Below are 19961 nucleotides of genomic sequence, written 5' to 3'. Positions count from 1 at the left end.
GACGCGAGCAATCAACGGCCGATGCCGATGGATCGTGAATCCAAGGTGTCCGGCCCCTGAGGAGCCAGGAAGGTGGTGTGCGGTCCGGTGACCAACACGTTGATCAAATCGCGGATGTCCTGGGCTGACGCCTGCCTGAACTCCTCAACTCCCTGGTCGGCGTATGCCGCCGTGTCCGGCCTGCCGTCACTGAGCGCCACGCTCGGTGGCGTCATGGCGAGGCCTGGCGGCGTGGAGTTCGCGCAGCTGCGCGACGTGCGCTTCGCGCAGGCGCAGCGGGTCTCCGGCGATGACTCCGTCATTCGCATGGGAGACCTGTGCAAGCAGCGAGTCCAGGACGAGCAGGGGACGACTGTCTTCGATCACCTTGGTGAAGACGTCAGCCCCAACGCTCCGGCCACGGCCCACGTGGGCGCCACCGTCAAGGGTGGCGTGCTGGGTCCGTTCCCCTGGAGGCGACCGGTCTAACAAGACACGGCAAGCCCCCAGGGCCGCGGATCCAGAAAACGGATCCGCGGCCCTTCTTATTTGCCCAGACAGCCCACGACACGACGTTGAGACCCAACGAGAGGAACAAGGGTGACTGAGATGCAGGGGGTTCTCGCCGTGAGCGAGGAGGACCTCACCCTTCCGTGCCGGACCGACCCTGAGCTCTTCTTCGCCGAGGCTCCCGCCGACGTCGAGCTGGCCAAGGCCATGTGCCTGGAGTGCCCGCTCCGCAAGGCCTGCCTCGCCGGCGCTCTCGAGCGCGCCGAGCCCTGGGGCGTCTGGGGTGGCGAGCTGTTCGTCCGCGGTGTGATCGTCGCGCGCAAGCGGCCCCGTGGCCGTCCGCGCAAGCACCCGCGCCCGGACGAAGTGGCCGTGTGAGGACCGCATGACCACCACGTCGACACTCGACCGAATGAACCCGGGGAGTGCGGTCCCCGTACAGGGACCGCACCCCCGGATCTCCAGGGAGAAAGAAATGATCTTGCTCAGCCAAGACCTGTCCCGGGCCCGAATACGGGACCTGGACCAGGAGGCCGCGCAGCTCCAGATGGCCGCGCGCGTCCGCGCCCTCCGGCGAGCCCGCCGGGACGCCCAGGCCCGTGCGGCCCGGGTACGGCGCATCCTCCTGGTGCGCTGATCGCCTGATCGCCGTCCCGGCCGGACGCGGGGACCCGGCCGGACGGTGATCAGCCGCCCCTCCTCGGTACCGGACCGCCCGGTCGCCCGGCCTGACCCAGTCGGCCGGCCCGCCCGTTAAGCCGGTCCCAACCGAGGTCGGACAGCCCGCCGACACCGGACCGGCGACGCGGCACCCGGCACAGGCCGGGCCACGGGCACGGATGCACGGATACCGTCCGTGCCCGTCCTTGCGGACTTCATTGGAAGGATCTTGTCACCCCACGGGCAGAGATCCTGGCCGGCCGGTCGCAGACCACCGTCCGCCCTTCTTGGATGGTTTGGCGGGCGGCGGCCTCCCGGTCGGCGGCCTGCGCGCCTGAGGTTTTACGCCACCTCTCCTCGGCGCGCACGAGAGCGGGCCCCGTCGCACCTCATCAGTGCGACGGGGCCCGCTGAACGTCGGGGCGGAGCCTCAGCCCGCGAGTTCGGCGCCGGCGGCGTCGAGGTCGGTGTCGAGGTCGGTGTCGTCATCGTCGTCGGCGAAGCCGGGCACCCACTTGAGGGACTCGGCGCGTGCCGGGATCTCGCATTCGAGCTGGCAGAGAACGCCGGTGCCGGCCGAGAGCACCCGATGGACGATCACGTACTCCGGCGGCAGGTTGAGCTGCCGGACCACGTTCGTCGGACGCAGGTCGGTGACCTTGGCGGCCATGTCGCGCAGCCACTCGCGGTTGAACTTGAACGTCTCGTTGACGAACGGCTCGGTGATCGGCGCCAGGAACGCCTGGAGCGACTCGGTGTCGACGTTCACCCCGTCGCGGATGAACTCCTCGTCCCGCAGCGCCTGCTCGACCTGGTCGATGTCCTCCAGCGTGCCGATACGCAGCAGACGGCCCATCCGGTACTGGAAGTCCTCGGGAATCCGGTCGACGGCGCCGAAGTCGAGCACGCCCAGGCGGCCGTCGGCCAGGACGCGGAAGTTGCCCGGGTGCGGGTCGCCGTGCAGCATGCCCGCGCGCTTGGGACCCGACAGCAGGAACCGGCAGTAGAGCAGCGCGGCGTGGTTGCGCTCCTCCTCCGATCCGGACGAGATGATCTTCGACAGCGGGGTGCCGTCGATCCACTCCGTGACCAGGACGTTCCCGGCCTGGGCGACGACCTCGGGGATGTAGAAGTCCGGGTCGCCGGCCGGGAACCCCGCGCGCATCCGGCTCTGCGAGTCGGCCTCGATCGTGTAGTCGAGCTCCTCGATGACGCGTTCCTTGAGCTCGGCGAGCATCGACTTGACGTCGAGCCCGGGCATCAGGACCCCGAAGAGCTTGCCCAGCCGCGCGAGCTGGTTGAAGTCGCCGATCAGCGCCTTGCCCGCACCCGGGTACTGGACCTTGACCGCGACCGTTCGGCCGTCCTTCCAGACGGCCTTGTGGACCTGGCCGATCGAGGCGGCGGCGGACGGCTTGTCGTCGAACGACTCGAACTCGTCCCGCCAGTGCTCGCCGAGCCCCTCCGCGAGCACCTTGTGCACGGCGGCGGCGGGCAGCGGCGGCGCGGCCTCCTGCAGCCTGGTGAGGGTGGCGCGGTAGGGTCCGGCGATCTCCGGCGGCAGCGCGGCCTCGAAGATCGACAGCATCTGGCCGAGCTTCATCGCCCCGCCCTTGAGCTCCCCGAGCACCTTGAAGAGCTGCTCCGCGGTGCGCTGCTGGATCTCCATGGCGACGGCCTCGGCGGGCTTGCCCAGCGTGCGCTTCCCGACCCCGAGGGCGGTGCGCCCGGCGAAACCGAGCGGGAGGGACGCCAGCTTTGCGGACCGCGTCACCGCGCGGCGGGGAAGATCGCTCACGAGACTCATTGTCGGTGATCGTTCGGCTTTCTCGCTAGCGAGCCATGCAAACACTTGTGCGGGTGAGTTCGGCCACAACGCTTCCACCAGCGCAAATACTGTAAGTGTGCGCTTTCTCACCCTCCTTCGATACGGTGCGGCCCATGTCCGATGTGCTGCTGCTGGAAAACCGCCCGGGCGGAGTCGCCGTTCTCACGCTGAACGACCCCGACCGGCGGAACGCGATGTCCGACGAGATGACGGCGGCGTGGAAGGAGACGATCGCGGATCTGCGCGCCGACCGACGGCTCCGCTGCGTCGTCCTCACCGGCGCCGGCAGCGCGTTCAGCTCGGGAGGCGACCTGTCGTGGCTCGCCGACACCAACGCCGTCGCCGTCCCGCCCCTCCGCGACCGGATGCTGGAGTTCTACCGGACCTGGCTGGCCATCCGGGACCTGGAGGTCCCGACGATCGCCGCGATCAACGGCCACGCCGTCGGCGCCGGATTCGCCCTCGCCCTGGCCTGTGATCTCCGCTACGCCGCGGCCGACGCCAAGCTCCTCGTCCCGTTCACCGCGCTCGGCCTCCACCCGGGCATGGCGACGACCTGGCTGCTGCCCGAGGTCGCGGGCCTCCCGCTCGCCCGCGAACTCCTCTTCACCGGCCGCGCCGTCACCGGCACCGAGGCCGAGTCGTACGGCCTGGTCAACCGCGCCGTGCCCCGCGAGTCCGTCCTCGCCGAGGCCCTCTCGATCGCCGAACGCATCGCCGCCCAAGCCCCCATCGCGACCCGCCTCACCAAGGTCGCCCTCTCGAACGGCGGCCACCCCGATCTGGAATCCGCCCTCCGCTGGGAGTCCCTGGCCCAGCCGGTCACCATGAGCTCCCGCGACATGCTCGAAGGCATCAACGCCCAACGAGAAAGACGCCGCCCCACCTTCACCGGCGAATAACCCCACCCCACCTCCCACTTGCCTTTGCTGGCGGATGGGGAGTCCTTGCTTTGGCGACGGTGATGAAGCGGCTGGGTCAGGGGTGTCTGGCCACTGGCTCGGGGGTGGTCTCGGGGAGGGCTATCGCGCCTGGTGGCTCGTGGCCCATGGGGGCCTTTTTGCGCTCCTTGTGTTTGGCCCATCGGCCCGCCACCACGGTGGCGGCGACGGGGACGGCGACTTCGATCATGCGGACGGCCGTCGCCGTCGGGATGCCGAAGCGGCGCGCGATCTTGCGTGCGACCGGCCGCAACGCCCGTCCGGCCACCATGCCGGCCAGGCCGCTGCCGAGGCTCGCCGTGGCGGAGCGTTTGGCGCCGTCCTGTCGAGCGTTCTTGTTCACGATGCCCCCCGTATTCGACTGGATCAGTACCTACCCAGCCAGAACACAGGAAAGCCCCGGTCGCCGGGGGTCCGCTTCCCTTCCCCTTTCGAAGCGGTCTCCCGGCGGCCGGAGCCGTCTTGGACCCCGACAGTAGGAGGGGCCCGGAGGGGCGTCAACGGGGCCCTGTGGACAGGGTGTGGACATCGTGGGGACCACCGCGCGCCCCGCTGTGGACAGCCCGGGGAGAGACTGTGGAAAGTCTCTGGGGATGGTTAAAAAGACCTGGCTTGACCTGGGATTATGCCAAGCACCCCCTGTGGAGGAGTCAAAATTTTGGGTACGGTTCTGGGGTGCCCCCCAACGTTGAGGTCCGCCGTAGCAACCGACGTCGGCGGACGGTGTCCGCCTACCGCGACGGGGACAAGGTCGTCGTGATGCTTCCCTCCCGGCTGAGCAAGGCCGAGGAGGAGCAGTGGATCACTACCATCCTCGAACGCCTGGCCGAGCGGGAACGCCGCCGGCGTCCCAGCGATGCCGATCTTGAAGCCCGGGCGGCCGAGCTGTCCCGGCGCTACCTGGGCGGCCGCGCCGAGCCCGCCAGCGTCCGCTGGGTCGGCAACCAGCGCACCCGCTGGGGATCGTGTACGCCGGACGACGCGACGATCCGGCTGTCCACGCGGCTGCGCGGGATGCCCTCGTGGGTCGTCGACTACGTGCTGGTCCACGAGCTCGCCCACCTGCTGATCCCCGGTCACGGGGCGGACTTCTGGGCACTGGTGGGCAACTACCCCAAGACCGAGCGGGCGCGCGGCTACCTGGAGGGCGTCGCCGCCGCCGAGCATCTCCCGCTGGCCGACGAGGACGACCTGCCGGGCGATCTCACCCACGGGGTCGCCGGGTGACCGTTCGCTACGCCGCGGTCCTGTCCGTTCCCACGTCGCACCGTCCTAGCCCGCCGGGGATCGACGCGGAGGATTTCCGGCTGGCCTTGCTGGAGGACACCTACGAGGTCGTCGCGGGGCTGGAGCTGGTCAAGCCCGCCCTGGTGCTGAGCCCCCCGGACCAGCCCGACGCCGAGGCGGTCACCTGGCCGGGCACCTTGATCGTACGAGAGGACACCCTGTCCGGCGCCTTCGCCGCACTCCACACGGCCGGGGCCGAGGAGGCCGCGCTCCTGCCGGCGGACGCGCCCGATCTTCCACCGCTTCTGCTCGGCAAGCTCTTCCGTGCTCTCGGCAGTGCCCCCTCGGCCGCCTGCCAGTCGGAAGGCGGCGGTCTGGTGGCGCTCGCGGCCCGGCTTCCGCTTCCGGACTGGCTGGCCACCGTTCTCAAGGACACCGATCTCGACGTCCCGGACGCGCTCGCCCGGCTCAGGGCCGCGGCGCCGGGCCACGGTCAGGTGCCCCAGGGCCCCTCCTGGCACCGGCTGCGCACGCCCGAAGATCTCCGCCTCCTGGACCCGGGCCTCGAAGGCTGGGAGACCACCCGTGCCCTTCTGGAGGGCCATCCCCTGTCCTAGGCGACCGCTCTGGAGGGCCATCCCCTGCCCTAGGCGACCGCGCGGCTCACGAGGCGGCGGACGGCGTCGTCGGTGAGGTCGGGGAGGCGCTCGGCGGGAAACCAGCGGAGGTCGTCGGACTCGTCGCTGATCGCGTGTCGGGCGTTCTCCGGGGCGTACGCGACGTACTGGACGTCCAGGTGCCAGGAACCCTCCGGGTGGCAGCGCACGGCATGGCGGTCGAGCTGAACGGGCTCCGGGCGCAGCACCAGGCCGGGAATGCCCGACTCCTCGGTGGCCTCCCGAAGGGCCGCCTCGGCGAGCGTGACGTCGTCGGGCTCGCAGTGGCCGCCCAGTTGCAGCCAGACCTTGATCTTGCTGTGCAGGGTCAGCAGGACCTGGACGCCGGTGGCGTCCAGGACCAGCGTGCTGGCGGTGATGTGCCCGGGAACGCACTCGCGCCACGTGCCGTCGGCGTACTCGTCCAGGTGGCGCAGGAAGTCGTGGCGTAGCCGATCCTGCTGAGGATCGGGCGCCTGCCACGAGGTGAGGACGTGCAGGGCATCGGCGTGCAGCGTCACGTCCGGCCTATGCGCGGGTAGAGCGAGTTGGCCGGATGACGGCGCCGGCGCTCGTGGTCGGTCGGACGTTGCCAGCAGAGCGAGGCACGCGCGGTCCGGCGCCTGATCACCGCGGAGGAGGTCCCCGGGTCGAGCAGGCAGCCGTTCACGTGCGAGCGGGACCGGTACCTCACGAGCCGGCTTTGGGGTCGTCGCCGCCGGAACCGCCCTGGCCGTCAGATCCGCCCTTGTCGTCCGGGTCGCCCTTGTCGTCCGGGTGGTCCCCGTCCGTCAGGGCCGAGATGTCGAGATCGGACAGGCCCTCCAGCTCGGGCTTGCCGCGAGCGAAGCCCTCGGGGTCGTCCAGGTCCTCGGCCGTCGGCAGGAGGTCAGGGTGTTCCCAGACGGCGTCGCGGCCCTGCGCGCCGCGTACCTCCGTGAGGGTGCGCCACAGGGTGGCGGCTTCGCGGAGGCGGCGCGGGCGGAGCTCCAAGCCGACCAGCGTGGCGAACGTGCGTTCGGCGGGGCCGCCGGTGGCGCGGCGGCGCCGGACGGCCTCGGCCAGCTTGATCGCGTCCGGCAGGCGTCCGGCGGCGACCTCGTTGACCACGGTGTCGACCCAGCCCTCGACGAGGGCGAGCGTGGTCTCCAGACGGGCCAGCGCGGCCTTCTGCTGCGGGGTCTCCTCGGGCTGCAGGTTGATCTCGCCGCCGAGGGCCTCCTGGATCGCCTCCGGGTTGGAGAGGTCCAGGCCCTGGACCGCCTGCTCGATGCCGGACAGGTCGACGGTGATGCCGCGCGCGTAGTCTTCGACCGCGTTCAGGATGTGCGCCCGCAGCCACGGCACGTGCGCGAACAGGCGCTGGTGCGCGGCCTCGCGCAGGGCCAGGTAGAGCCGGACCTCGTCGTCGGAGACCTCCAGGCCCTGGCCGAACGCCGCCACGCCCGCGGGCAGCAGCGCACCCACCCCGTCGGGGCCGAGGGGCAGGCCGACGTCGGTCGAGCCGACGACCTCGCGGGCCAGCGCGCCGAGCGCCTGCCCGGCCTGGCCGCCCACCATCGCCCCGGCCATCTGCTTGACCATGCCGATCAGCGGCCCGGCCATCGCCTGCATCTCGGCGGGGATGTCGCCGACACCGCCGAGCGCGCCGCCCATGGACTCGACCATGCGGGTCGCGATCGGGTCGCACACCTTCGCCCAGACCGGCAGCGTCTGCTCGATCCACTCCGACCGGCTCCAGGCCTGCGGCTTCTGGATGCCGGCGGGCAGCGTCGTGCCCTCGTCCAGCCACAGGTCGGCCAGCCGCAGCGACTCCTCGACCTGGCGCCGCTCGGCGTCCACGATCGACGGGTCGCCCTGCTCGACCACGGCGTGCCGGGCGATGTTCTTGGCCAGATCCCAGTTCAGCGGCCCGGCGTCGGCGCCGGGAGCGCCCTGGCTGCCGATCATGTCGGCGAACCGGTGCAACATGGCGGCGAACTGCTGCATGTCGCCGCCCATGGCCTTGAACGGGTCCTGCGGCGTGTCGTCGTCACCGTCCCCTGGACGGTTGAAGCCGAACGGAGTGTCACTCATACGTTCGCCCCTGGGCATGATGGGCTCATACCGGCCACGTTAGCCGGTCCTGGCGAACTCGCGTACACAAGGAAGGGGGCACCTCCGTGGCAACGGGCAAGGTTCGCCCTCGGCGTAGCAAGGGCCCGGTCGTCGCCGTCACCGGCGCGGCCTCCGGGCCGGGGCGGCTGCTGGCCGCGCGGCTCGCCGAGCGTGCCGCACGACCCGACGAAGGAGTCCGCAAGGTCGTCGCCATCGACGGCCAGCGCGGCGATGTGCCGGGCGTCACCTGGCGTGTCGTGGACATTCGCGACCCACTGCTGTCGAACCGGCTGTCGGACGTGGACGTGATCGTGCACGCCGACCTGGAGCAGTCCCCGGACCTCGATCCCCGCGAACGCCGTACCCACAACGTCCGCGGCGCGCAGACCGTCGTGACGGCCGCGGCCGCCGCCCGGGTGCGCCGGGTGATCCTGGTGACGAGCGCGATGGTGTACGGCGCGGCCCCGGACAACGACGTGCCCCTGAACGAGGACGCGCCGCTCCTCGCCGAGGCCGACACCGGCATCGCGGGCGACTTCCTGGAGATCGAGGATCTCGCCGCCGGCGCACCGCTCGCCCATCCCGGCCTGGAGCTCACGGTCGTACGGCCCGCCGCCCTCGTCGGCCCGGACATCGACACCGTGATGACCCGCCATTTCGAGGCGCCGCGGCTGCTGTCGGTCAAGGGCAGCACGCCCGCCTGGCAGTTCTGCCACGTCGAGGACCTGGCGGCTGCCCTTGAGGTCGTCGTCGTCTCCGGCGTCACCGGCCCCGTGACGGTCGCCTGCGAGGGCTGGCTCGGTTCGGACGAGGTTTCGGAGATCACCGGCAAACGAAGCTTCGAACTTCCCGCCGCCGTCACGTTCGGCATGGCTCAGCGCCTGCACCGCCTCGGCATGACCCCGGCGCCCGCCACCGACCTGCACTACGTGACCTACCCGTGGGTGGTCGACGGCGCCCGCCTGCGCGCAGCCGGCTGGAAACCCGCGTACGACAACGCCACCGCGCTCCGCGTGCTCATGGACGAAGGCGCCGGCCGACACGCCGTCGTAGGCCGCCGTGTCGGCGGAAAGGAAGCCACCATGGCCACCGCGGCAGGCGCCACGGTAGCCGCCATCGGCGCCGCCGCCGCCATCCGCCGAGCCCGCAAACGCCGCCGCTGACCCACCTGCCGCTGTGCGTGGACGTGCGGTGTGTGGCCGGGCGGGGAAGGCCGGCCCGGCCACACGGTGGGTTCTGTCGGCGTTAGCTGTTTGGGCTCGGGGACGTTGAGGGGGAACCTGTCGGGGTTGGGGACGGTGAGGTGGCGGGCGGTTTGGCGGCGGCTGACTGGGCTGCGGCCAGAGCGTCGCGGGCTGCCTTGATCTGCTTCCAGGCCTCGCCCATGGCGGCGTAGTCGTTCTTGCGCTGGGCCTCCTCGAACGCGTTGACCGCGTTCTGCAGGTCCGTGATCGCCTTCTGGGCGGCGGCGCTGAGCTGGCCACCGGTCTGTGGTTTGCCCGGCTGGGTGGGCGAGGTCGGCGGCGTGACGGCACCCGTGCCGCCGAACACCCCCTTGAGGGCGTCGGCGAGGGTGTCTCCCGCGGCCGACTTTTCGCCGTAGCGCACCATGACCTTGCGCAGGATCGGGTAAGGCTGTTGGCCTGTGCCACCCGAGACCTTTGCGTACACCGGTTCGATGTAGAGGATCCCGTCCGCGAACGGCAGCGTGAGCAGGTTGCCGTAGACCAGTGCGGTACCGGCCTGTTTCAGCGGTAGGAGCTGGGCCTGCACGGTCGGATCGCTGCCGAACGAGCCCTGGACGAGCTCCGGCCCGTCGACGAGCGAGTTGCGGGGCAGCTCCAGGACGCGGATACGGGCGGGATCGACGCTGGTGTCGACCGCCATGAACGCGGCCAGGTTGCCTCGGCCGCGGGGCGTGAAGACCGAGGTCAGCGAGAACTGCGGAGTGCTGTCTCCGGGCATCCGCAGGGTCTGGTAGTACGGCGGTTGCGTCTTGCCCTTGGCGCCCGGGTCCTCCGGCACCGACCAGAAGCCTTCGCCGTTGAAGAACGGCCCGGGCTCGGTCACGTGGTACTTGGCCAGGATGCGGCGCTGCACCTTGAAGAGGTCCTGCGGGTAGCGGAAGTGGTCCTTGAGCCCCGGCACCTTGTCGATCGCGCTCTTGGGCTCCACCGTGCCCTTGAAGACCTTCATCCAGGTCTGGACGACCGGGTCCTTCTCGTCCCACTGGTAGAGGTGGATCGTGCCGTCGTAGGCGTCCACGGTCGCCTTGACGGAGTTGCGCATGTAGTTGATCCGGTCGTTCGCCTGCTTCGCGACGGCCGACCGCGTGTCGGTGACGGTGTCGCGGGTGGCGTCGCCGAGGCTCGTCTGCTCGGCGTACGGGTAGCCGTTGGACGTGGTGTAGCCGTCGAGGATCCACAGGACCCGGCCGTTCACGACGGCCGGATAGGGGTCGCCGTCCAGCGTCAGCCACGGCGCCGCCCGCCGCACCATCTCGCGCGGGTTGCGGTTGTAAAGGATCTTCGCGCCGGGCTTGATCGCGCCGGACAGCAGGAGATTCTTCTCCTGGAACTTGGTGGCGAACAGCAGCTTGTTGAAGAACGAGTCGATCGGCACGCCGCGCGAGCCCTCGTACTGGGTGTACGCCTGGCCGCCCTGGCTCTTGTCGTCGGGAAAGTCGAGCTCCTGCTGGCCCTGGCCGCCGACGATCGAGTAGCCGGGAGACCGTTCGCCGAAGTAGATCTGCGGCTTGTCGATCTTGATCTTGGAGGCGGGGGACACCGGCATGTCCTTGGTGACGAAGTCCGGGTTGCCGCCGGCCGCGATGCGGTCGCCGTACGCCGACACGAAGCCGTACCCGTGGGTGTAGACCATCCGGTCCTTCACCCAGCTCTGCTGCCCGGCCGGTGCCCCGGAGACCTCGCGGAGCGCCACGATCGTGTCGATCGTCTTGTTGTCGACCTTGTAGCGGTCGACGTCGAGCGGGTCGGGGAACTTGTAGAAGTTACGGCCCTGCTGGAGCCGCTGGAACGTCTCGCCGACCACGTTCGGGTCGAGCAGGCGCACGCCGTCGCTCTGCAGCCGCCCCGACTCGCCGGTCAGCTTCTTGGAGTCGGTCGTCGGGGTGGCGCCGTACGCCTCCGGTTTGACCCCGTCGACCCCGTACGCGGTGCGGGTGGCGGCGATGTTGCGCGCGATGAATTGGCGTTCCTTGGCCAGTTCGTCCGGCTTGACCTGGAACTGCTGGATCAGCAGCGGGTAGACGCCGCCGACCAGGATCGCCGACACCACCAGCAGGGTGAAGCCGACGCCGGGCAGCATCATGCCGCGCCGCGTGATGTTGACGAAGAACAGCGCGGCACAGATCAGGGCTATGAGGGCCAGGATCGTCTTGGCCGGGAGCAGCGCGTTGACGTCCGTGTACGACGCGCCGGTCACCACGCCGCGTTCGGAATGCGCCAGCCCGTACCGGTCGAACCAGTAGGCGAACGCCTTCAGCAGCACGAACAGCCCGACCAGCACCGACAGGTGGGCACGCGCGGGACCGCTGGCCTTGTCACCAGGGCCCTGCAACCGCAGCCCGCCGTACAGGTAGTGCACGGCCACCGAAGCCAGGATCGACAGGATGACCGTCGCGAAGACCACGCCCAGCACCAGCCGTACGAACGGGTAGGTGAAGACGTAGAACGAGATGTCCTTGTGGAACTGCGGGTCTTCGATCCCGAAGGACGTCCTGTTGAGGAACGCCAGGAACACCGGCCACTGGCCCGCCACCGACGAACCCGTCAGGAGGCCCAGCAGGCCGAGGAGCCCGCCCGCGATCAGCTTGCGATGCGGATCGACGACGGCGCGGTAGCGCTCCAGGCCCTGTTGCTCCACCGACAAGGGGCGGTAGGCCGGGCGCAGCTTGTAGGCGATCACCATGTTGGCGCCCACGACGACCGCCATCAGCAGCCCCGCGCCGAAGAAGAGCAACACTCTGGCCCACAACTGCGTCGTGTAGACCGACGAGAAGCCGACCGAGCGATACCAGAGCAAATTCGTCCAGATGGACGTGAACACCATGAACGCGACAAGCAGTACTGCCAGCGCGACCAGCACCGGCACCACCAGCCGCGTCCGGCCGGTACCGAGCCGTCGCCCGAATCCGGGAGTCCGGAAGGTCAATGCCTTCTCCGTTCCAGGTCATGCTCACCGGCGGACAGCCGGTGCTGTCTATGCAACTTACCGACTTGGCGGGGGGTTCCAGCATTTCCTTCGAGGGATTGGGGGGAAGATGACCACGTGAGTCTTCTGGAAGAAGTCGTGCTGGACCTCGAACGCCACTCCGCCCAGGAAGGATGGGACACCGCACCGAAGCTGTACGCGCTGGTGGAGAGCGCGGAACTACGGCGCGCCGAGCCCGAGCTGGCCGCCGACCTCAACCTGCCCGAGGACGCGGACACGCTGGCCGCCCTGGAACAGCCCGCGCTGCCCGAAGGCGACGCCGTGGAGGAGGCGCTCGCGACGATCGCCTGGCCCGAGGCGGTCGCGGGCTGCGCCCTGGTGATCGAACGGGTCGTCCTGCCGCCCGATGCCGAGGAAGAGATCCCCGAGGACGAGAAGGAGGCCGCGGCCTGGGCCGCCGGGCACCCCAAGCGCGAGGACGTCCGCATGGTCGTCGGCGTGCTCCGCGACGGCACCCGCCATTCGGCCCTGCGGCTGCGCCGTCACGACGCCGACGACGAGGTCCTCGTCGGCCCCGACCTGGTGCCCGCCCTCGCCGAGGCCCTCGTCGCCACGTTCGAACCAGACGAACCAGACGAACGCCCCTAATCGTATGAAATGGCCCCGCCCGGCCAAATGAGGCTGGTGAGCGGGGTGGCTGGTGGGTGGGGCGGCTCGCCCGCGGGGTAATCTGCGTGACGTGAGCGAGGTCATAGCTTCCGAGGACGTCATCCGGCTGATCGGCGTTCGCGAGACGCCCCTGTCGGTCGACGAGGTCTTCAACGCGGTCGGCGATCCCGGCGCGGGCGGCACCACCGTCTTCGTCGGCACCGTTCGTGACTCCGACCATGCCCGGGCGGTCCGCCGGCTGTCCTACAGCGCCCACCCGACCGTCGAACGCGAGCTGCGCGCCGTCATGGAGAAGGTCGTCTCGGACTATCCGGTCAAGGCCATCGCGGCCGTGCACCGGGTCGGTGACCTGGAGATAGGCGATCTCGCCGTGGTGGTCGCGGCGTCCTGCCCGCACCGCGGCGAGGCGTTCGAGGCCTGCCGCCGGCTGATCGACGATCTGAAGGCCCAGGTGCCCATCTGGAAGCACCAGCTGTTCGAGGACGGCGGCGACGAGTGGGTCGGAGCCTGCTAGGGCCCGGCTGCGCATAGAGTTTCCGACATGTCTCGCCGCGCCGCCACGCTCACGCTCACGAGCGTGCTCGTACTCGTCTTCGCCCTCGTGGGCTCGTTCATGCCGGTGCCCTACGTCGCGCTGATGCCCGGCCCGACGAGCAACACCCTGGGCCAGAACGACAAGGGCCAGCCGTTGGTCAAGATCGACGGTCGTGAGGTCTATCCGGTCTCCGGCAACCTGAACTTCACGACGGTCACCTACCGGGGCGGCCCCGGCGCCCGCATCGACCTCTTCACCGCGCTGCGCGGCTGGATCGACGACGACGTGGCGATCGTCCCCGAGGAGACGATCTTCCCCAAGAAGGAGACGCAGGAGCAGGTCGACGCCGAGAACACCCGCCAGATGCGCGACTCGCAGCAGAACGCCGAGGCCGCCGCGCTCACCCAGCTCAAGGTCCCGATCTCCACCCAGGTTCTGGTCGACGCCGTGCAGAAGGGCAAGCCCGCCGACGGCAAGATCAAGCCCGCTGACGAGATCATCGCCGTGGACGGCGCCAAGGTCACCAGCGTCGCGCAGGTCAGTGAGCTGATGGCCAAGCGCAAGATCGGCGACCCGGTGACCATCACCTTCAAGCGCGGCGGCGCCGAGCAGAAGATCACCCTCACGACCGTCGCCGTGCGCCCCCCCGGCGGCGCCGAGCGCGCGGTGGTCGGCATCGAACTGAGCGACCAGTACAAGTTCCCGTTCAAGGTCGACATCAGCGTCGGCGACATCGGCGGCCCCAGCGCCGGCCTGATGTTCTCGCTCGCCATCGTCGACAAGCTCACACCGGGCTCGCTCACCGGCGGCAAGTTCATCGCCGGCACCGGCACCATCACCCCCGAGGGCAAGGTCGGCCCGATCGGCGGCATCCAGCAGAAGATGATCGCCGCCCGCCAGGCCGGCGCCACGGTCTTCCTCACGCCCAAGGACAACTGCGCCGACGCCGTGGACGCCCGTCCCGACGGCCTCCGCCTCGTCCGAGCCGACACGCTGGACGGCGCGATCAAGTCCCTGGAGTCCCTCAACGCGGGCAAGAACGACCTGCCCGCCTGCCCCGCCGGCTGAACCGATTTGGTCCCGCACCCCGCATGCCATAGAGTTAAGACATCGCCGCGGGGTGGAGCAGTTCGGTAGCTCGCTGGGCTCATAACCCAGAGGTCGTAGGTTCAAATCCTGCCCCCGCTACTGGGTTTGGGGTTGGTGTGCTCACGGAAAGCGTGAGCCGCCAACCCCTTCGCCATTTCTCCCAGGGGGCGACCCCCTGGAACCCCCGTGTGTGGGTTGGGGTCTGCTCCTAGGGAACGTGAGCCATTGGCCACTCGCTCTTCCTTAGAAGAAGCCGTTCCGCAGAGGGCCTAGAACAGGCCGCGGGCCTGTACGGGGCGCCGTTTGCGCGTTGGGCTGTGGCTAGCGCGCGTCGCATTTATGGGGGCGTCCCTGCTACTCCAGTGATTTCGCCGGCTTGAATGCGCGCGTCCGCGTCCGAGTGTTCTAAGGGGTCAGGTCTGTTCGGTCGGTCAGGGCTCTCAAAGTCTGATTGATGTGGGTGTGGAGGAGGCTTCGCGCTGTGGCGGCGTCGGCTTTGGCCAAGGCGGCGGCTATTGCTCGGTGTTGGGCCGTGACGTGTTCGGCTCGTTCTTTCGTGCCGGTGGCTACCGCGGCTATGCGGAGTTGGCGGTCGCGCAGGCTTTCGTACATGTCGGCCAGAACGGGATTGCCTGCGGCCTTGACGAGATGAACGTGGAACGCCCGGTCGGCCGTGTGCAGATCGGGCGGAATCGTGTCGCCTGCGGCGGGCTCGGAAGCGAGGGCTTCGCCTAGGCGGCGGAGAGCTTCGGGGCCTTCGGCGGCGACAGTGTCCAGGGCGTGGCGTTCCAGGAGGAGCCGGGCCTCCATGACGTGACGGGCTTCGCCTGGGCGTACGGGTACGACCAGCGCTCCCCGTTTGGGATAAAGGCGCAGGAAACCCTCGGCCTGGAGGCGGAGGAACGCCTCGCGCACCGGCGTCCGGGAAAGGTCGAGCGCGGTGGCGATCTCGCCCTCGGTCAGGAGCTCGCCGCCGAGGTAGTCGCCGCTCAGCAGGCGTTCCCTGACGTGTTCGTAGGCGCGGTCCGCGGCAGCCGGGGTCATGGACTCATACTGCCGTACGTATCCTTCCTTGCATCTATCTCGCATCTATCTCGGGAGTGTCATGCGGCGGGCTTGGCTCTACTGGGGACTGGGCGCGCTCTGTTACCTGGTGGCGCTCTTCCATCGCACGAGCCTGAGTGTGGCGGCGGACCAGGCCGCGGAACGGTTCCACGTGGGGCCCGGCGCCCTCGGGCTCTTCACGGGCCTGCAACTCGGTGTCTATCTGGCGTTGCAGATCCCGGCGGGCCTGGTCGCCGACCGCTGGGGGCCGCGCCGCGTTCTCACCATGGCGGCGCTGGCGCTGGCGGGTGGCGCGCTGTTGCTGTCGATGAGCGGGTCCTTGTGGGAGGGGCTGGCCGCCCGTGCGCTGACCGGCTTCGGTGACGCGTTCATGTTCGTGTCCACGCTGCAGCTGGCGGCCCGGTGGTTTCCGCGGCAGTATGCGCTGGTCGCAGGGCTGACGGGGTTGATGGGGGCGTTGGGCCAGGTCGTCTCGGCCCTGCCGCTGACCGCGATGCTGCATTCGTGGGGATGGACGGGGACGTTCGCGGGGGCTGCGGGTCTCACGGTGGTGATCGCGGTGGTGACCGCGTTCGGCGTACGTGACGGCCAGCCGGCGGCACGCGACGGCGAAGCGACGGTACGAGGCGCAGTCGCCCCGGTCGAGCCCGTTGGGCTGGCGGTGCGGCGGGCGTGGGCGCTGGCGGGTACGCGGCGGGCCTTCTGGGGGCACTTCGTGCTGATGGGGCAGTTCGTTGCCTTCAGTGCGTTGTGGGGTGGTCCGTGGCTGACGCGGCAGGGCCTGTCGGCGGGCGAGGCGGGCGGCCTGCTGATGCTCTGCCCGCTGGCGATGGCCGTGGTGAGCTTCGCGGGCGGACGCGTCATCGCGGGGAACGCGGCGCGGCGGGAGGCGGTGATCGGCACCTGGCTCGGCCTGTCCCTGGTGGCATGGCTGGCTCTGGTCGCGGTGCCGCAGCCGATGCCGCTGCCTCTCGTCGTCGTGGTGCTGCTCCTGGTGGGCGGCGGCGGAGGTGGCGGGCCGCTGGTGTTCGATCTGGCCCGTACGGCCAACCCGGCGCACCGGTCGGGCACGGCGGCGGGCGTGGTCAACACCGCCGGGTTCGCGTGCGCGGTCTTCGCCCAGGTGGTGGTCGGGCTGGTGCTCGACCTGACTGGAACGTTCCGGCTCGCGTTCCTGCCCGTGCTGGTCGTCCTGGCGGCGGCAGTGGTGATCGGGGTGAACGGGGGACGGCGATCTTTGGTGTCGTCTTGACAAGCCACGGACCTGAAAGATCGACCCAGCGGGTATGTCGCGTACAACGTCGGATCGGCAAGGGCCTGATGCATGGGGATGCTCAGCAGGAACATCGCGATTGACCTGGGCACGGCGAACGCCCGCCTCTTCGTGCTGGGCAAGGGGCTGGTCATCGACGAGCCCTCCGTGGTCGCCGTGGAGTCGGGCAGGGTGGTCGCCGCCGGTACCGAGGCGCGGCGGATGGCCGGTTGCGCCGCGGTCGCGGTCGAGCATCCGCTGCGGAACGGGGCGATCGCGGACTTCGGCCTCGCCGAGAGCATGCTGCGGCACTTCATAGCGCGGGCGAACCGATGGGGCCGGGTCGCGCCGCCACGCCTGGCCGTCGCGGTGCCGAGCGGCGCGACGGACGTGGAACGTCGGGCGGTCATGGACGTGACCTACCGGGCCGGCGCGCGTTCGGTGCATCTCGTCGAGGTGCCCGTCGCGGCGGCGCTCGGCTGCGGGCTGACCATCGGGGACGCCAGGGCGGTCCTCACGGTCGACATCGGGGCCGGCACGACGGACGTCGCGATCCTTTCCGTGGGCGGCGTCGTCCTGGCCCACACCGCGCGCGTGGGCGGGAACGACGTCGACCGCGCGATCGCCTCGTACGTGCGGTCGGAGTACGCGATGCTCATCGGCGAGCAGACCGACGAGCAGCACACGACCGACGCGTCGGGCGGTGTCGCGCTCACCGGCCGGTGGAAGGCCAGCGGGCTTCCCGGCGCCGTCGCGCTGGACGCCGAGGAGGTCGCGCGGGCCGCGGCCGAGCCGATCACGGCGATCGTGGCCACGGTGCGAAACGTTCTGGAGCACTGCCCGCCGGAGCTGTCCGGCGACCTGATGGACCGGGGGATCGCGCTCACCGGGGGCGGCGCGTTGCTGCACGGACTGGCCGATGTCATGCGCGAGGAGACCCGGCTCCCGGTGCAGACGGCCGACGACCCGCGCTCCGCCGTGGTGATCGGGACCGCCCGGCACCTGGGCGGGCTGGAGGCGCCCAAGGGGACGCGGCGCCGGGCTAGGGCGGCGCTGGTCTTCGACGGGCAGGATCCGGAGACGGGTTCCTGCGTCCGCCGGCTGGATGCCGGTGGCGGCTAGCGTGACCGGATGCCGGTGGCGGGCAGCGTGACCCAGCCACGGGTGAACGGCGAGGAGATCCGCTTCGCGTTGCCGAGGTCGACTCCCGCGTGCGGATGGCGCGCGTAGAGCTCTTCGAGGGCGATGCGGGCCTGCAGTTTGGCCAGGTGAGATCCGATGCAGAAGTGCACGCCGGTCGCGAACCCCAGATGACGCGGGATCTCGCGCGTGATGTCGAGGGTGCCGGCCGTGGGGCCGAACTCGCGCTCGTCCCGGTTGGCCGCCCCGTACAGCATCATCACCTTCTCGCCCGCCGGGATCTCGACGCCGTGCAGGGTGACGGGCCTGGTGGTCGTACGGCCCAACGCCTGGACCGAGCCTTCGAGACGCAGGAACTCCAGCAGCGCGTTCGGGACGAGGCCCGGGTCGGCGACGAGCCGCTCGCGCTGGGCGTGGTGACCATCAAGAAGCGCGACAGCGTGCGAGATGAGGTTGCCCGTGGTGTCGTTGCCCCCGGCGACCATGACGAAGCAGAAGCCGAGGATGTCCCAGTCGGTGAGGCGTTCGCCGTCGAGCTCGGCCATGGTGAGCGCGCTGATGAGATCGTCCGTGGGATCGGCGCGCCGGGCCGCCACCACGTCGGTGAAGTAGGCGAACATCTCGGCCACGGCCTCGACGGCGCCGCCTTTCAGGACCCCCTCGTCCTGCGACGTCGTCAGCGCGGACACCCACGGGTCGAAGCGGGCGCGGTCGGCCGCCGGCACGCCGAGGAGGTGGGCGAGGGCGAACGTGGGGAGCGGCGAGGAGAAGTCGCGGTGGAGATCGACCGGCTCGCCGTCGGCCGACCTGCGTTCCATCTCGTCGAGCCGGTCCCGGACGAACTCGCGCAGCAGGCCTTCGAGGGCGGCGACGCGGCGCGGTGTGAAGCCGTGGCCGATGAGTCGCCGCAGCTTGGTGTGCCGGGGCGGGTCGAGCATCACCATCGTCGGGACGAGCCCCAGCGTGCCGATCTCGTCCGGGTAGAACGTCAGGCCCTGCGCTGAGGAGAACGTCTCGGGATCACGCACCGCCGCCCAGACGTCGGCGAACCTCGACAGCGCCCAGAAGGGCGGTTCGTCGTGCCGGTGCACGGGTTCGTCGTCACGGAGCCACCGGTAGGCGGGGTACGGGTCGGCCTGGAAGCTCGGGTCGAACGGGTCGTACATCTAACGCCTCCCGTTATTAACGCCCCCTGTTAGTATCATCGGGTGCCGAGAGACGCAAGGGCGACCAAGGAATCGCTGATGCGGGCCGGAGCCCGCCTCTTCGCCCGCGAAGGCATCGACGCCGCCCGCACCCGCGACATCGTGGCGCTCGCCGGGCAGAGCAACGACTCGGCCATCACCTACCACTTCGGCTCCCGCCGCGGCCTCCTCGAAGCGATCCTCCGCGCGGGCGTCGACCGCATGGAACCCGCCCGGACCACGGCACTCGCCACCCTCGACCCCACCGACCTGCGAGCCGTCGTCGCCGCCATCGTCGAACCCGTAGCCGACGAACTCAAAACCGAAGAAGGACGCGACTTCCTGCGGATCGTCGTCCAAGTCGCCCGGCACTCCGGCGTACGCACCCACACCCCGCCCGCGCTGATCCAGGACACGGCGATCGCGAAACAACTCCACCTGCTCGAAGACGCCTGCCGCACCCACCTCCCCGAACCAGTCGCCCTCGAACGCATCGCCGTCGTCATCGCCTTCCTCACCGCGGCCCTCGCCGACCGCACCAGCCGATACGACTCCCTCCTCGACCACGACACGTTCGTGGCCGAACTCATCGAGATGCTCACCGCCGCCCTACGCGCCCCCGCAATCAGTTCGCGTTCACCCTCCAGACGCTATAGAGTTAACTCACCGCCGCGGGGTGGAGCAGTTCGGTAGCTCGCTGGGCTCATAACCCAGAGGTCGCAGGTTCAAATCCTGCCCCCGCTACTGGGTTTGGGGTTGGTGTGCTCACAAAAAGCGTGAGCCGCCAACCCCTTCGCCATTTCCCCCAGGGGGACGACCCCCTGGAACCCCCGATGCAGGGGCTCCGCCCCCGCACCCCCTCGGGGCTCCGCCCCCGCTCGGGCTCCGCCCTTCGTAGGGGCTTCGCCCCCTTGCAGGGGCTTCGCCCCCGGCACCCCCGTAGGGCTTCGCCCTCT

General features: G+C 70.1%; 20 protein-coding genes and 2 tRNA genes. 15 read left to right on the top strand and 7 right to left on the bottom strand.

The genetic code is table 11. The features are described 5' to 3' along the window. Positions 1-87 precede the first annotated feature (87 nt). From ABD333_RS20000 to ABD333_RS19990, 3 genes are all read left to right on the top strand, one after another. Entirely contained in the window at positions 88-468 is a 381-nt protein-coding gene (locus ABD333_RS20000) for a hypothetical protein (protein WP_344542987.1), read from the top strand. A 120-nt stretch (positions 469-588) separates the two neighbouring features. Next, positions 589-867 (top strand): WhiB family transcriptional regulator, encoded by a 279-nt coding sequence (locus ABD333_RS19995; protein WP_151566282.1) that lies wholly within the window; start codon positions 589-591, stop codon positions 865-867. A 97-nt stretch (positions 868-964) separates the two neighbouring features. After that, a complete protein-coding gene (locus ABD333_RS19990) occupies positions 965-1126 on the top strand; it encodes a hypothetical protein (protein ID WP_344542985.1) in 162 nt (53 codons plus the stop codon). A 453-nt stretch (positions 1127-1579) separates the two neighbouring features. On the opposite strand, the gene ABD333_RS19985 is transcribed toward ABD333_RS19990, so the two are convergent. Next, positions 1580-2947 carry an ABC1 kinase family protein gene (locus ABD333_RS19985; protein ID WP_344542983.1) on the bottom strand — a complete coding sequence of 456 codons (1368 nt, stop codon included), beginning with the start codon at positions 2945-2947 and terminating at the stop codon, positions 1580-1582. A gap of 143 nt (positions 2948-3090) precedes the next feature. Between ABD333_RS19985 and ABD333_RS19980 the strand changes: the two genes are divergently transcribed. Next, positions 3091-3879 carry an enoyl-CoA hydratase/isomerase family protein gene (locus ABD333_RS19980; protein WP_344542981.1) on the top strand — a complete coding sequence of 263 codons (789 nt, stop codon included), beginning with the start codon at positions 3091-3093 and terminating at the stop codon, positions 3877-3879. A 76-nt stretch (positions 3880-3955) separates the two neighbouring features. Here the strand turns inward: ABD333_RS19980 and ABD333_RS19975 are convergent, their stop codons facing one another. Further along, positions 3956-4261, bottom strand: a complete 306-nt coding sequence (locus ABD333_RS19975) for a hypothetical protein (protein WP_344542979.1) — start codon at positions 4259-4261, stop codon at positions 3956-3958. Positions 4262-4641: 380 nt separating this feature from the next. Between ABD333_RS19975 and ABD333_RS19970 the strand changes: the two genes are divergently transcribed. Continuing rightward, the gene (locus ABD333_RS19970; protein ID WP_344543739.1) at positions 4642-5145 is read left to right on the top strand and encodes a M48 metallopeptidase family protein; all 504 of its coding nucleotides are present in this window, start codon (positions 4642-4644) and stop codon (positions 5143-5145) included. Next, positions 5142-5762: a hypothetical protein gene (locus ABD333_RS19965; RefSeq protein ID WP_344542977.1), complete on the top strand. Its 621-nt coding sequence runs from the start codon at positions 5142-5144 to the stop codon at positions 5760-5762. The genes ABD333_RS19970 and ABD333_RS19965 overlap by 4 nt, the downstream gene beginning before the upstream one ends. 29 nt (positions 5763-5791) lie before the next feature. Here the strand turns inward: ABD333_RS19965 and ABD333_RS19960 are convergent, their stop codons facing one another. Then, positions 5792-6322, bottom strand: a complete 531-nt coding sequence (locus ABD333_RS19960) for an NUDIX hydrolase (RefSeq protein WP_344542975.1) — start codon at positions 6320-6322, stop codon at positions 5792-5794. A gap of 169 nt (positions 6323-6491) precedes the next feature. Beyond that, positions 6492-7877 (bottom strand): zinc-dependent metalloprotease, encoded by a 1386-nt coding sequence (locus ABD333_RS19955; RefSeq protein ID WP_344542973.1) that lies wholly within the window; start codon positions 7875-7877, stop codon positions 6492-6494. An 86-nt stretch (positions 7878-7963) separates the two neighbouring features. Here ABD333_RS19955 and ABD333_RS19950 point away from each other — a divergent pair, with 86 nt between their 5' ends. Further along, on the top strand, positions 7964-9061 hold the full coding sequence (locus tag ABD333_RS19950) for an NAD-dependent epimerase/dehydratase family protein (protein ID WP_344542971.1): 1098 nt from the start codon (positions 7964-7966) through the stop codon (positions 9059-9061). 82 nt (positions 9062-9143) lie between these two features. Here the strand turns inward: ABD333_RS19950 and ABD333_RS19945 are convergent, their stop codons facing one another. Continuing rightward, positions 9144-12071, bottom strand: coding sequence for a UPF0182 family membrane protein (locus tag ABD333_RS19945; protein WP_344542969.1), 2928 nt, complete (start codon positions 12069-12071; stop codon positions 9144-9146). A gap of 117 nt (positions 12072-12188) precedes the next feature. Between ABD333_RS19945 and ABD333_RS19940 the strand changes: the two genes are divergently transcribed. The 4 genes from ABD333_RS19940 to ABD333_RS19925 all read left to right on the top strand — a co-directional run bounded on the left by ABD333_RS19940 (position 12189) and on the right by ABD333_RS19925 (position 14463). Continuing rightward, complete coding sequence (locus ABD333_RS19940; protein WP_344542967.1) at positions 12189-12719, top strand: PPA1309 family protein; 531 nt, start codon at positions 12189-12191, stop codon at positions 12717-12719. A gap of 91 nt (positions 12720-12810) precedes the next feature. Next, entirely contained in the window at positions 12811-13254 is a 444-nt protein-coding gene (locus tag ABD333_RS19935; RefSeq protein WP_344542965.1) for a molybdenum cofactor biosynthesis protein MoaE, read from the top strand. A gap of 27 nt (positions 13255-13281) precedes the next feature. Next, positions 13282-14343, top strand: a complete 1062-nt coding sequence (locus tag ABD333_RS19930) for a YlbL family protein (protein ID WP_344542963.1) — start codon at positions 13282-13284, stop codon at positions 14341-14343. 46 nt (positions 14344-14389) lie between these two features. Next, positions 14390-14463, top strand: a tRNA-Met gene (locus tag ABD333_RS19925). A gap of 306 nt (positions 14464-14769) precedes the next feature. Here ABD333_RS19925 and ABD333_RS19920 read toward each other — a convergent pair. Continuing rightward, positions 14770-15408 (bottom strand): GntR family transcriptional regulator, encoded by a 639-nt coding sequence (locus tag ABD333_RS19920; RefSeq protein ID WP_344542961.1) that lies wholly within the window; start codon positions 15406-15408, stop codon positions 14770-14772. 61 nt (positions 15409-15469) lie between these two features. Here ABD333_RS19920 and ABD333_RS19915 point away from each other — a divergent pair, with 61 nt between their 5' ends. Both ABD333_RS19915 and mreB read left to right on the top strand, forming a co-directional pair. Continuing rightward, positions 15470-16681 (top strand): MFS transporter, encoded by a 1212-nt coding sequence (locus tag ABD333_RS19915; RefSeq protein WP_344542959.1) that lies wholly within the window; start codon positions 15470-15472, stop codon positions 16679-16681. A gap of 72 nt (positions 16682-16753) precedes the next feature. Then, positions 16754-17803: a rod shape-determining protein gene (gene mreB / locus ABD333_RS19910; RefSeq protein ID WP_344542957.1), complete on the top strand. Its 1050-nt coding sequence runs from the start codon at positions 16754-16756 to the stop codon at positions 17801-17803. Here the strand turns inward: mreB and ABD333_RS19905 are convergent. Next, entirely contained in the window at positions 17800-18987 is a 1188-nt protein-coding gene (locus ABD333_RS19905) for a cytochrome P450 (RefSeq protein WP_344542955.1), read from the bottom strand. The two genes, mreB and ABD333_RS19905, sit on opposite strands and share 4 nt — an antisense overlap. A gap of 42 nt (positions 18988-19029) precedes the next feature. Between ABD333_RS19905 and ABD333_RS19900 the strand changes: the two genes are divergently transcribed. Both ABD333_RS19900 and ABD333_RS19895 read left to right on the top strand, forming a co-directional pair. Then, positions 19030-19698, top strand: coding sequence for a TetR/AcrR family transcriptional regulator (locus ABD333_RS19900; protein WP_344542953.1), 669 nt, complete (start codon positions 19030-19032; stop codon positions 19696-19698). Further along, a tRNA-Met gene (locus ABD333_RS19895) sits at positions 19676-19749 on the top strand. The genes ABD333_RS19900 and ABD333_RS19895 overlap by 23 nt, the downstream gene beginning before the upstream one ends. The last annotated feature ends 212 nt before the right edge of the window (positions 19750-19961 follow it).

Origin of the sequence: Actinomadura fulvescens, from assembly GCF_039533225.1 — a bacterium.
In the GTDB taxonomy this organism is placed as follows: Bacteria; Actinomycetota; Actinomycetes; order Streptosporangiales; family Streptosporangiaceae; genus Spirillospora; species Spirillospora fulvescens.
Note: the sequence above shows the minus strand (reverse complement) of the source record. Positions and strands in the feature narration are given on the sequence as shown.

Coding starts and splice junctions, on each gene's coding strand:
- ABD333_RS19905 (WP_344542955.1), bottom strand. CDS start 18,987: ATGTACGACCCGTTCGACCCGAGCTTCCAGGCCGACCCGTACCCCGCC.
- ABD333_RS19990 (WP_344542985.1), top strand. CDS start 965: ATGATCTTGCTCAGCCAAGACCTGTCCCGGGCCCGAATACGGGACCTG.
- ABD333_RS19930 (WP_344542963.1), top strand. CDS start 13,282: ATGTCTCGCCGCGCCGCCACGCTCACGCTCACGAGCGTGCTCGTACTC.
- ABD333_RS19955 (WP_344542973.1), bottom strand. CDS start 7,877: ATGAGTGACACTCCGTTCGGCTTCAACCGTCCAGGGGACGGTGACGAC.
- ABD333_RS19995 (WP_151566282.1), top strand. CDS start 589: ATGCAGGGGGTTCTCGCCGTGAGCGAGGAGGACCTCACCCTTCCGTGC.
- mreB (WP_344542957.1), top strand. CDS start 16,754: ATGGGGATGCTCAGCAGGAACATCGCGATTGACCTGGGCACGGCGAAC.
- ABD333_RS19915 (WP_344542959.1), top strand. CDS start 15,470: ATGCGGCGGGCTTGGCTCTACTGGGGACTGGGCGCGCTCTGTTACCTG.
- ABD333_RS19980 (WP_344542981.1), top strand. CDS start 3,091: ATGTCCGATGTGCTGCTGCTGGAAAACCGCCCGGGCGGAGTCGCCGTT.
- ABD333_RS19920 (WP_344542961.1), bottom strand. CDS start 15,408: ATGACCCCGGCTGCCGCGGACCGCGCCTACGAACACGTCAGGGAACGC.